The 11,725-nt window shown below is 35.5% G+C and carries 12 protein-coding genes; 2 read left to right on the top strand and 10 right to left on the bottom strand.

Annotated features, from left to right (window positions below; all coding sequences use genetic code 11):
* Positions 1-183 precede the first annotated feature (183 nt).
* From AAA923_RS10050 to AAA923_RS10010, 9 genes are all read right to left on the bottom strand, one after another.
* Positions 184-972 carry a DUF2238 domain-containing protein gene (locus AAA923_RS10050; protein ID WP_338216797.1) on the bottom strand — a complete coding sequence of 263 codons (789 nt, stop codon included), beginning with the start codon at positions 970-972 and terminating at the stop codon, positions 184-186.
* A 10-nt stretch (positions 973-982) separates the two neighbouring features.
* The gene (locus tag AAA923_RS10045) at positions 983-1,831 is read right to left on the bottom strand and encodes a sensor histidine kinase (protein ID WP_338216803.1); all 849 of its coding nucleotides are present in this window, start codon (positions 1,829-1,831) and stop codon (positions 983-985) included.
* A 37-nt stretch (positions 1,832-1,868) separates the two neighbouring features.
* Complete coding sequence (locus AAA923_RS10040; RefSeq protein WP_338216796.1) at positions 1,869-2,567, bottom strand: response regulator transcription factor; 699 nt, start codon at positions 2,565-2,567, stop codon at positions 1,869-1,871.
* Positions 2,568-2,575: 8 nt separating this feature from the next.
* Entirely contained in the window at positions 2,576-3,355 is a 780-nt protein-coding gene (locus tag AAA923_RS10035; protein WP_338216795.1) for an ABC transporter permease, read from the bottom strand.
* Entirely contained in the window at positions 3,355-4,263 is a 909-nt protein-coding gene (locus AAA923_RS10030; protein ID WP_338216794.1) for an ATP-binding cassette domain-containing protein, read from the bottom strand. The genes AAA923_RS10035 and AAA923_RS10030 overlap by 1 nt, the downstream gene beginning before the upstream one ends.
* A gap of 287 nt (positions 4,264-4,550) precedes the next feature.
* Positions 4,551-4,919, bottom strand: coding sequence for a dihydroxyacetone kinase phosphoryl donor subunit DhaM (dhaM, locus tag AAA923_RS10025; protein WP_338216793.1), 369 nt, complete (start codon positions 4,917-4,919; stop codon positions 4,551-4,553).
* A gap of 2 nt (positions 4,920-4,921) precedes the next feature.
* On the bottom strand, positions 4,922-5,509 hold the full coding sequence (gene dhaL / locus AAA923_RS10020) for a dihydroxyacetone kinase subunit DhaL (protein WP_338216792.1): 588 nt from the start codon (positions 5,507-5,509) through the stop codon (positions 4,922-4,924).
* A gap of 13 nt (positions 5,510-5,522) precedes the next feature.
* On the bottom strand, positions 5,523-6,515 hold the full coding sequence (gene dhaK, locus AAA923_RS10015) for a dihydroxyacetone kinase subunit DhaK (RefSeq protein WP_338216791.1): 993 nt from the start codon (positions 6,513-6,515) through the stop codon (positions 5,523-5,525).
* Positions 6,516-6,785: 270 nt separating this feature from the next.
* Positions 6,786-8,111 carry an NCS2 family permease gene (locus AAA923_RS10010; RefSeq protein ID WP_338216790.1) on the bottom strand — a complete coding sequence of 442 codons (1,326 nt, stop codon included), beginning with the start codon at positions 8,109-8,111 and terminating at the stop codon, positions 6,786-6,788.
* Positions 8,112-8,609: 498 nt separating this feature from the next.
* Here AAA923_RS10010 and AAA923_RS10005 point away from each other — a divergent pair, with 498 nt between their 5' ends.
* A complete protein-coding gene (locus AAA923_RS10005) occupies positions 8,610-10,289 on the top strand; it encodes an ABC transporter transmembrane domain-containing protein (RefSeq protein ID WP_338216789.1) in 1,680 nt (559 codons plus the stop codon).
* Between the two features lie 79 nt (positions 10,290-10,368).
* Here the strand turns inward: AAA923_RS10005 and AAA923_RS10000 are convergent, their stop codons facing one another.
* Entirely contained in the window at positions 10,369-10,938 is a 570-nt protein-coding gene (locus AAA923_RS10000; protein ID WP_338216788.1) for a Crp/Fnr family transcriptional regulator, read from the bottom strand.
* Positions 10,939-11,035: 97 nt separating this feature from the next.
* Here AAA923_RS10000 and AAA923_RS09995 point away from each other — a divergent pair, with 97 nt between their 5' ends.
* A complete protein-coding gene (locus AAA923_RS09995) occupies positions 11,036-11,626 on the top strand; it encodes an NAD(P)H-dependent oxidoreductase (protein ID WP_338216785.1) in 591 nt (196 codons plus the stop codon).
* The last annotated feature ends 99 nt before the right edge of the window (positions 11,627-11,725 follow it).

The raw sequence follows: 11,725 nt of genomic DNA, 5'->3' as shown, positions 1-11,725 counted from the left end.
ACTCCCTTATATATTGGTTTCAGCGACTTAATTATAAGGATATGAGTAAGCTCATGTCTATTTTTGTACAATAAAACCCCGGCATGCCGGGGTTATTGTATAATATTCAACTTTCAACCTTTAGTTAGAATAAAAAATAAACTCCGTAGTAATCATCTCTGACTGCTACGGAGTTTTTGTATACTACTTTCCTTTATAAACCATGAAATTACGAATGAACTTATACTTTCGGCTGTGACTTGCTGAATAATAATATCCAAAAATGCTGAAGAATATCGCACCAATTAGATTAACAAATAAATCCTTCATCGTATCGATTAAACCGATATCTAAATAACCACCTTTTACGACAACATTTTTATTATCCTTGGTATGAATTGTTGTATGATCAATATTTTTAATGTGACCGACTGTATTAGGTTTATCCGATAGCTCAACGCTATTAACTTTTTGAACAATCCGGTCCTTCTGCATATCGGTATTCAACCACTGATCAGCTGTAAACTCACCAAACTCCCACATAACTCCGATTGTCATTGAGAAACAAAACGATGTTATCGCAATAAAAACCGGTGTTAATTTAATTGAGGTCATACCTTCATTTAGCAGATAAATTGACGAAAAGCCGACTCCAGCAGCTAAAAATCCATTTAATGTATGCAAACCGGTATCCCAAAATGGCAAATATCCATAGAAGTCACTCAGTTCCCCCAAAATAGTTGAGCTGAAGATAAACGAGATGATAACAATTTCCAAAATATCGGGAATCATGATTTTAAATTTATTCTCAATAACAGCGGGAATCTCAAATAAAACTAGCGTCAGCAAAACAATCATGATTCTGTTGCCCTGTTGCATCCAGATTTGACTACCCAACATTATTAAAGCAATCAAACGATAGAGAACATATACTATTTTTACAAATCTACTGGCATCGTTTGTTGATCTGGTCAACCACCTGACTAATATCATCTTTTCTCCCTCAAATATATGGTAATTTTATCTCAATCGAAAATCGCTGTTGAACAAGCTTGGCATCCATATTACCATTCATATTCTCAATCAGACGTTTCGAAATATACAATCCCAATCCGCTTGATTCGGTATTTGTACGTGTCTTAGATTCAGTATAAAAACGATCAAAGACCTTTTCAATCGATATCTTGCTACCATGCTTAATATCATTGATGAACGTTACAACGCCAAAATTACCTTGTTTAGCATATTCGATTTCAACTTTTCCCTGAGCATAACGTAAAACATTTTGAATTATATTTTGAATAACACGATTCAAAAGTACCTTGTCCGCCAAAACATGAATAGATTCACAATTATCAGGGAATTTAATTGTCAAACCTGACTTTTCAAAACTGTCAAAGAAATTCAAAAAGTTATCCTGAATCGCGTCATTCAGCGATAATTTAACTAAGTCAAAGCCCTTTTGATTGAGGTCTATTCTAGTCAAATCATAAAACTGATTAGTCATCTCAAGCAACTTGGAAACAGATAATTCTATAACATCTAAATATTGTTTTTTCTTGAGTGGATCATCGGTTAACTTAAGCAGCTGCACATAACCGTCGATTGCCGTCAATGGGGTTCGTAAATCATGTGATAAACCAGTTATTGAAAGCTGTAAATTTTCCTCGGCTTGCTTAACTTGTAATTTCTCTGACTCATAAGTATTAACCATTTGATTAAGTTCATCAACTAATGCAATCAGATTCTTTTCTCTAAAATCAACAAAAAAGCGACTGCCTTTTTTTGAGTCAGCCGACATAGTATTAACTTGTTTTGCCAAGCGTTTAATTTGTCGTTTCAAAAAAAACACATATAGTATCAAACCACACAAAAGTAATAAAAGGACGTTAAATATCACCATCAACGTTGGACTCTCCCTCCAATTTGAAACCAATTCCCCAAACAGTTTCAATGTAATGAGCTCCAAATTGATTCAACTTTGAACGTAAATTACTAACATGCACACTGACCGTTTTATCATTGTCTAGATATGGTTCATGCCAGACACTTTCATATAAATTAGAACGGCTAAAAACTTTCTTGGGATTACGCAGCAATAATTCTAAGATACTGAATTCATGCGAAGTAAGATGAATATCTCTGCCCGAAACGGTAACTTCTCTCGTATCCGTATCTAAATCAATCGTTTGGTAATGTATTCTATTGTCTTGTAACGGCGTTGTGGTATCGCTATGACGTAGTTGAATTTCCACTCTAGCAAGTAATTCTTTCAAATCAAACGGTTTAGTTATATAGTCATCAGCCCCGTGAGTCAGTAAATCTAACTTGGTATCTTGATCGACTTTCGCAGACACGGCAATGACTGGTACGGTCGAATTGCTTCTGATTTTTCTGATCAATTCTTCACCCGACATCCCTGGCAACATCAAATCCAACAGAATCAAATCAATCTGATTCTGTTTAAAAATTAACAGTCCTTCAGTACCAGAATATGCATCAAAAACACTGAAATCATGCAATTCCAGTGTTTCCTTAATTAGCGAATGGACCGCCATATCATCCTCTATAACCAATATATTTGTCATCTTATCCTCTACTTAATATCGGCTTTGTAAAAGCTCCAAATACCAATAATTGTCGAAATTATAATCGTTATAACGCTAATAAAAATCATCTTGGGAAATTCATTTATCACTGATGGCAAGGCGAAGTTCTTATAAAACAAATAACTTTCCGTAAACCACCATGTTACGTCTGCCACTGATTTGAATTTCATAAAAACCGCTGGAATAAATCCCATTGAAATTGTAAAAACAAATGTCCAAATAACGCTTGCACCTATCGTACGAATCATGAAACCAATCGCTACATAGGTTGATACAACTGAAAAAATCAATAGAAAAATCGTCAACGATAACATCACAAAATAATTACCATAGTTAGTGATACCAGCGATATTTCCGAATCCAAAAACCATACCGTATCCGCTAACACCCATTGCTGTAATTATAACAGTCGAAATTAAAGTTAAACCAAAAGCTACTAATAACTTTAACAAATAATATTTTCCACGGCTGATACCAAGCGACAATGCATTTCTAATCGTTCCATTTTGAAATTCTTCTCCGATATAAAAACTAATAAACGCACAGAATATCAGTAGAATAACCAGATTACTCTTAACATTCATCAAAACGCCAGATGCTCCGTTGACGACAATATCCTCTTTTGGCGTCAAGTGACCTTGATAACTGTTCTTACTAATGGCATTCAATAGTTGAAAAATTGGTAAGAACACTACTATGGATAAAGTTATCCACATTTTACGACTTTTAAATAATTTTACTTTATCCGCTGCCAATAAATTTAACATTACTTTTCCCCCGTTATATCCATGAAGTAATCCTCAAGGTTTTGATTAGCCATACTGATTCCTAGAACATCGATATTTTCCAAAACCAATTTCCGATTAATCTGGGAAATTTGATCTAAATTAGAATAAATTCTGATCTCATCATCATCGGAAACTTCGTATTCCTCAATATTTAACTTATCCAAAATCGTCAATGCTTTTTCAACCTCTCCAACCTGCAAAGAAATATATTGCTGGCTCTTTTGAAGTAGCTCCGTTTTAGAAAGTTCTTGAATAATTTTTCCATGATGTAAAATTCCATAATTTGTGGCAACTTGTGAGAGTTCTCCTAAAATATGACTGGATATTAAAACTGTTAAACCTTTTTCATTCACTAATTTTTTTATAATTTCTCTTATCTCAATGATTCCCGCTGGATCCAGCCCATTTGTGGGTTCATCTAAAATGAGAAACTCTGGATTGCTGACTAAAGTTACTGCAATTGATAATCTCTGGCGCATCCCTAATGAAAAGTTCTTAACCTTCTTGTGACCAGTATCTTGGAGATTCATTAGCTTCAATAAATTTGAAATATCGCTATTACCAACCCCAGCATTAGCCGCTTGAACTTTCATATTATCGACAGCTGTTAATTCTGGATAAAGCGCTGGAGTTTCAATGGATTGCCCAATTTTTCTTCTAGCATGTTGGATTCCATTAGCATCAGTAGCCCCGAATAATTCAATTTCGCCACCATCAGAATAAGTTAAACCCATGATAATCCGCATCAAAGTAGATTTACCCGCTCCATTTACACCTATCAATCCGTAGATCATGCCTTTGTCAATTTCTAAAGATACCTTATCTAATACTTGATGTTTTCCATAATGTTTGGAAATGTTATTAACCCTCAAAATTGTCTCTGTCATAATTTTTCCTCGTTTCACTATACTAATATAGTAATATCCAGAGATAAATTAACTGACTAGAAAGTTCAAAGAAAGTGTAAAGATTTTGGAGTCCTAACCTTATCCAATTAAAAAAAGGGGCTGTGACATAACTCCTTTTGTCTTAAATATGCAGCCATAAACGTGCAACAAAACATTGCTTTTTCCGCTTAAAACAAATAAAACTAGCAATCCAAAATCGGATTACTAGTCTTATTTGCCTTAATGCTCGAAAGCTGACCATGTTTTGTCACACTCTCTCTGATATTTTATTTAATCTTCAAACTCTTTAAATTATCTTCAATTGTCTCTAAAGGTGAGTCAACTTCTGCCAAAGTAGCCGCTGTATAAGCCCCCTCAACTAAAGCTACATCATACTTATGAATCACTCTGTCAGTCATTTCCAGCAACATTTCCAAATTCATCTTGGAACTGCCGAGGTCATAAAACGCCAAGATTTCATCACCTGTATTGTCATCAACAGCTTGTTGAATTTTTTCTAATGATGAACCAATTTCGCCCTCATCTGTTCCGCCAGCAACTGTGATTGATAAATCTGGGGCCGCCTGAGAAATCAGTGCTTTGACACCTTTAGCAATATCGGCTGAATGTGAAACAATCAATATTCCATATTTCATAATTAGGCTCCTAACACTTCGATTAATGATTCGAATAGATAGGCACTTGATTGAGCACCAGGATCAATGTGACCTTTAGATTTTTCTTCTAAATAACTAGCTCTACCCTTTGTAGCAACTAAATTCTTCACATTTTCCAAAGCATCGTCAATTACTTTTTGGTCAAATTTATCAGCCTTCAAGGCATCACTAACTGGTTGCCAAACATCAATCATAGTCTTCATTCCCGTGTCAGATTCACCACGACGCTTGAGTCCATCGGCGCCAATCTGAATCAGATCACCTAATTCGAGGTTATCTGTTTTGACAGCTTTTGACATATCTAGAAAAGCTGTTCCATACAAAGGACCTGAAGCTCCACCAACTTTTTGAATCATGGCAAAAGCAGTTGCTTTATACAAATCAGCTAAATTCTCAGGATCTTTTTTCTCAAAAGCAGCGGTAATAGCCTCAGCGCCACGATTCATATTTGTACCATGGTCACCGTCACCGATAGCCGTATCCAATTCATTCAAATCGGCTTTATTATTCTCTAATTTTTCAACAAATAAATTAATCCATTTTTTGGCATCTACTAATTCTAATTTCATCAAATTACCCTCTCTACCAAGCGATTGTCGTTACTGGTTCCTTGAGATATTTAATCCAATCGGCATCGGCTTTCATAATTGTTAAAGAAATTCCCTGCATATCAAGTGATGTGACCAAATTGCCAACCTTACTGAAGGAGACTTTAACTTTCTTATCTGCTAATTCGTTCAAAACATCATTAACAAAGATATATTGTTCCATCAAAGGTGTGCCACCCATACCATTAACGAGAATGGCAAAGTCACCATCTTGGCCAGAAAACTCATTCATAATTTTTTCAATCAATTCATTAGCTAATTCTTTAGCAGGTCTAATTTTTTCAACCGCATAACCACGTTCGTTATGGATTCCGATACCATATTCAATCTCATCATCGCCGAGTTCAAAACCAGGATGACCAACAGCAGGTACAGTAGCCGCATGTAGTGCAATTCCAATTGTCTTCGTATTATTGATTACGTTTTGACCAAGTGTTGCTAAATCGTCCAAATTCATCCCTGAACGAGCCGCAGCACCAACAATTTTTTCAACTAAAGCAGTTCCGGCAACCCCACGTTTACCTTGTGTAAATTCACTATTCTTAACGGAAATATCGTCATCAACGACAATTGTCTTAATTTCAATATCGTCTGCTTCAGCCATTTCCTTAGCCATATCAAAGTTCATGACATCACCAGAATAATTTTTAACGATTAACAAGACACCTTTGCCTTGATTGACCGCTGTAATAGCTTCATAAATTTGATCTGGAGTTGGTGAAGTAAAGACCTCACCGGCAACAGCAGCACTGAGCATCCCATCGCCAACATAACCAGCGTGCAATGGCTCGTGACCACTACCACCACCGGAAACAATTCCGACTTGCTTATTTTCCTTGAATTTCGGATCGTTTCTGACTACAGCAGTTGTCCCATCAATCTGCTTGACCAAATCCGCATTAGTTCTTACGAGACCAGAAATCATTTCTGGTACGATATCCTCGACATTATTAATAATCTTCTTCATGTTTCGCCCTCCTTGTAATCGCTTACTTTCCTATTATATAACATTTATGATTTTCTTTATAGTTGGTTATGCCGTCTTCGGTTTAGAGGTATGTTTACAAGTCATTAAGTTTTTATAATTTTTCTTACAGCAAAAAAGGCATGCAATAAAACGCATGTCTTTCAAAGTGTGATACAGCTTATTCTTTTAATATAATTTCTAAAATATTCTGACTATTTAAAATCGAATCGGTTCGCTTAGCAGGTAAATATTTCTCAGTCCTGGAGACCCCTAAGCTAAACTAGCCTTTGGCAAAATATTAATAATATAAAGCAAGATAACGAAAACCACGAACAATCCGTACATAATTGGATTTATTTCTTTTCTTTTACCTGCAGCAAGCATTGTGATTGGATAAACTAAGAATCCAAACGCAATACCATAAGAAATATTATATGTTAGTGGCATACCAACAATTGTTAAGAATGCTGGTAGTGCAATTTCAAATCTATCCCATTGAATACCTTTCATTGATTGAGCCATTAAAGTCCCAACAATGATCAAAACTGGTGCTGTAACGTTACTTGTTACGACTGTCAATAATGGTGAGAAGAACATAGATAACGCGAACAAAACACCTACTGTGATGGAAGTTAAACCAGTTCTACCACCCACGGCAATACCGGCTGATGATTCAACGTAAGCTGTTGGAGGAGTTGTACCAAAGACAGCACCACTGACCATTGAAATTGAGTCGGCCATCAAAGCGTGACCAATTCTTGGCATTTTACCGTCTTTATCCTGCATAATGTCGACTTGTTCAGCCAAACCAATCAAAGTACCGGCAGTATCGAAGAATGCTACTAATAAGAAGATAATCACAACTGCCCAAAGTTGAGGTTCTCTAATATCTCCGATATGTGCTACACCAACCCCAAATGTTGGCTTTAAACTAGGAATTGCGGACACGATATGTGCTGGCGCAGGAATCAATTTAGTAACTAGTCCCACGATTGTTGTAAAGACCATACCGATAAAAATTGCACCAGGAATCTTACGAGCCATCAAGATAGCTGTTACTAACAATCCAACGATTGTTAACCAAGTTGTTGGGTTAGCGAATGATCCGATAGCAACTAATGACGACTTACTTGCTGTAATCAATCCCCCACCTTGTAATCCGACGAAAGCAATAAAGATACCTAAACCAGCCGCAACCGCCAGTTTTAAATCTTTTGGAATCGCATTAATAACGACTTCACGAATTTTCATCAATGATAAAACTAAGAAAATCAAACTGGCTACGAATACACCAGCCATTGCCGTTTGCCAAGGAATACCCATGGCGATAACAACTGAGTAACTGAAAAAGGCGTTGTCACCTAATCCTGGAGCAATTGCAATTGGATAATTTGCTAAAATCCCCATCAGTACTGAACCAACGACAGCAGTCAAAGCTGTTGCTGTAAACAATGATCCTTTGTTCATCCCTGAGTCTCCCAAAACTTGAGGATTAACAAATAAAATATAAGCCATCGAAACAAATGTTGTTAAACCAGCTAAAATTTCTCGTTTAACAGTTGTCTGAGCTTCTTCTAGATGGAATAAACGTTCCATAAAACTTAAATTCCCTCTATTATCTAATGAATTCACTATAAACGCCCCTTAGAAAAATAATTTCTTTTTTGAACTTATATAGTATTGCAAATTATTCGGATTTTTACAAGTGTTTTAGAAACAATTATGTGTATAATTATAAAAATAGTTCGTGTTTTACTATAATTTAATTAATTTCTAGAGTTAATCAAGTACAAAATCACCCATGAAGATAGTTAAAGTTCGTGTTTTGATATTAAAATAGGCTTGATTTTTGCTTAATATTCATTCAAATAAAATTCCATCTTTTTTATTGTAAGCCTTATCATGCAAAGGCTTTGACTCTTATTCGTTCAACAATTCACTAAAAATATAATTAAACTCCACTGAAATTACGAACAATCTAGATAATTTATTATCCTTAATGCAAAAAAACATCCTTGTTCAGAAAAATGTAGCTATAAATAATTACTAGGGTTATAATTTTATTAAAATATTTTTAATTTTAGGGGAATTATTATGACACTACTACACTTTTTAAAATTTGCAAAAAAGAAAACATGGATTCTTTTACTATTAATTCCAATCGCATCAGGAGTGGAAATCTCTGTTTCTTACCTACTACAAGTAATTACTGACGTAGCAACAGGCAAAAGCCAGCTATCATATGGTCTCTTAATTGCCATTGTCATTTGCTATATCTTGATTGACACGGCGGTTTACTTTATTGGATCTTATCTCCAACAAACTACTCTCAATCAAATTGTTAATACTGTTCGAAATCGATTGTTAACGAAACTTTTCAAACAAAACACGGGTATTGGTAACGATGTCCAAAAAATCACGAATGATTATTACAATGACTTTTCCGAAACCGTTCCAGTTTTACGCGATGATTATCTTCAAGGAACATTCAATGCTTATAAACAAATCTGTCAGTTGGTTATTGCTTTGACACTGTCAATCATGATTAAACCCGCACTGACATTAATTATTGTTTTACTATGTATCCCAGGAATTTTTCTGCCGTTCTATCAACAAAATAATCTCCGTAAGAATAAACAAAATGTAATTCATGAATCAAAGTTGGCAACAAGTATTTTACAGGATGCCACCAATGGTCTTAGAACAATTCAAGTCTTTAACATCCAAAGACAACTACACAATATCTTCCAATCTCAAAATCAACACTTACTAATTGCTCAGAATAATGATCAACTAACACGCAAGAAAGTCGGTGCAATAAGTCAATTCATGAACGACTTTCTTTATTTGGGAACTTGGATCGTCGGTATCTATTTCGTGCTGAAAAAGGAAATCTCGCTAGGACAACTTGTTGCATTCTCTCAATTGATGATTTTCATTTCCGAACCGATTCAAACAGCTTCGGGAATTTTCAGCGATATTATTGGTGGAAAAACAGCCGCTACCAAACTGGACGAAAAGATTCAGGACACTAATGTAGAAGTTAAAACCAAGTCTCTAGAGAAATTTGCTAATTTGTCCTATCGAGATGTTTCGTTTACTCAGGACAATAAATCAATTCTTAAGCAATTTAACTTAACTCTAAAAGCCCAGCAGCACTACTTACTGGTGGGTAAAAGCGGTAGTGGTAAAACAACTTTAATCAATCTTCCTTTTAACTCCAAAGTTGCTGAGGGACAAATAACACTTAATGAACAACCAATTAATAGCTATTCATTAAACGATGTTTTCCAACATTTAGGCTTATTGGAGCAACAAGCACACATTTTTGATGCTAGTTTGAAAGACAATCTAACTCTATTCAACACCGAGTTTTCAGCTGAACAGTGCTTTGCGGTTTTACAAAAGGTCGGTTTAACAAAATATGCTAATCCCAAAGCCTTAAATCAACATATTGATTCCCACAGTGGTTTACTTTCTGGTGGTGAAAAAAGGCGTTTAGCTCTTGGGCGTTTGTTACTACGACAAACTGAATTCAATCTATTTGATGAACCTTTAACTGGTGTTGATCCCCGCACCTCACAAGAAATCAGTCAAATTCTGACAAACTTGGATTCCGGTTGGTTAATTGTCACCCATCAATACGATGAGCAGCTCTTCCATAACGCCGATTCGATTATTATCCTTGATAATGGTGAGATTAAAGCCACTGGAGATTATAACGATATAACGGTTAACGATTGGCTCCATAAATTGAATTTGCTGAACCATTAAAATAACCAGTTCATGGAATCATAATGATTTCACGAACTGGTTTCTTTTGTATCTGTATCTAAATGTGACGAAAAAAAAATTAAGAATTACGTTTTCGAATCCTACTCAATGAAACAGGAGTCATCCCTAAGAATGAAGCCACGTAATGTAACGGCACCCGATCAATGACCTCAGGATTATTTTCTGCAAGTTCTTGATAACGTTGCTCCGGCGAATGTTGAATTTGTGAGAAGAAAATATTTCGATATTCAATGAATCGTTCACAGATAAGTTCGGTTATCGACGCTTCAATAGCTGGATAGCTTTGTCTGATTTCATCAAAATGCTGTTTGCTGAGTTTTAAGACAGTTGTATCCTCAATTGCTTCAATCGAAAAGCCACTTGGTTTTCCTAAATAAAAACTTTCAAAAGACGACACCATTTGATTTTCAAAAAAGAACTGGAGTGTAATATCGCGACCGTTATCATTGTGCCATAATCGTAACGCACCATCCAAGACAATATAAACTTCAGTAGCAACATCATCTTCATCCAATAACGTACTACCTTTTGGAAATTTTTCTGGAATAAATAAAGGCTCTAGTTCCGTCCAATGTTCTGCAATGGTTGGAAATTCATTTTTCAAATAATCTGACAATTCTTTTTCCATGAAGTACTCACCCCTAACTTTAAATTAACAATTGTTAATGCTCGTTACTGATACCTCGCATAAACTTAAGTCATTAATCAAACACGAGGTGTTATTTATGAAAACTCTAATTATTTTTGACCATCCATATACTGCTACTGCATCAGATAATGTTCCCCATCACCGCTCATTTTTAGCAGCATTACTCAAAGCGACTATTAAACAACTGCACGCTGAAAACAATGAAGTCGATCTTATTGACCTACACGCTGATAACTTCAATCCTGTAATGACTGCTGACGACCTGACAAATTGGCGCCGTGGTAAACCAATCGACCCACAAATTGAAGACTATCAAAATAGACTCTTAGCTGCTGATAGAATCATCTTCATGTTCCCAATCTGGTGGGAAGTTATGCCAGCCATGACGAAAGGCTTTCTCGACAAAGTTTACGCAAAAGGTGTTCTTTATAACGCTGATACAATGAAGAACAAACTAACTAAATCGCCAAAAATTGAAGTAATAACAACGATGAGCACGCCAAGTTTTGCCTACAAATTTCTCATTGGATCTCCTATTGCAAAGATGCTGTTCAGAGGGACATTCATTAAAACTAGACTTTGGAATTTTAAGTGGAAAAATTTCTCTGGCGTGGAAAAGAAACCTTTAGCAAAACGTGAACAGATATTGGATAACTTCAAACTTTGACTCCATTTTATCGAATTTACCTTTATTTGACCGCAATATCTCTAAATTTTTTTCATGCCAAATGGCACAAGTAACCTAAATAGATCACTTGTGCCATTA

It is taken from the genome of Companilactobacillus muriivasis, assembly GCF_036246245.1.
Classification (GTDB): Bacteria; Bacillota; Bacilli; order Lactobacillales; family Lactobacillaceae; genus Companilactobacillus; species Companilactobacillus muriivasis.
Note: the sequence above shows the minus strand (reverse complement) of the source record. Positions and strands in the feature narration are given on the sequence as shown.

Coding starts and splice junctions, on each gene's coding strand:
- AAA923_RS10050 (WP_338216797.1), bottom strand. CDS start 972: ATGATATTAGTCAGGTGGTTGACCAGATCAACAAACGATGCCAGTAGA.
- AAA923_RS10040 (WP_338216796.1), bottom strand. CDS start 2,567: ATGACAAATATATTGGTTATAGAGGATGATATGGCGGTCCATTCGCTA.
- AAA923_RS10035 (WP_338216795.1), bottom strand. CDS start 3,355: ATGTTAAATTTATTGGCAGCGGATAAAGTAAAATTATTTAAAAGTCGT.
- AAA923_RS10030 (WP_338216794.1), bottom strand. CDS start 4,263: ATGACAGAGACAATTTTGAGGGTTAATAACATTTCCAAACATTATGGA.
- dhaM (WP_338216793.1), bottom strand. CDS start 4,919: ATGAAATATGGAATATTGATTGTTTCACATTCAGCCGATATTGCTAAA.
- dhaL (WP_338216792.1), bottom strand. CDS start 5,509: ATGAAATTAGAATTAGTAGATGCCAAAAAATGGATTAATTTATTTGTT.
- dhaK (WP_338216791.1), bottom strand. CDS start 6,515: ATGAAGAAGATTATTAATAATGTCGAGGATATCGTACCAGAAATGATT.
- AAA923_RS10010 (WP_338216790.1), bottom strand. CDS start 8,111: ATGGAACGTTTATTCCATCTAGAAGAAGCTCAGACAACTGTTAAACGA.
- AAA923_RS10005 (WP_338216789.1), top strand. CDS start 8,610: ATGACACTACTACACTTTTTAAAATTTGCAAAAAAGAAAACATGGATT.
- AAA923_RS10000 (WP_338216788.1), bottom strand. CDS start 10,938: ATGGAAAAAGAATTGTCAGATTATTTGAAAAATGAATTTCCAACCATT.
- AAA923_RS09995 (WP_338216785.1), top strand. CDS start 11,036: ATGAAAACTCTAATTATTTTTGACCATCCATATACTGCTACTGCATCA.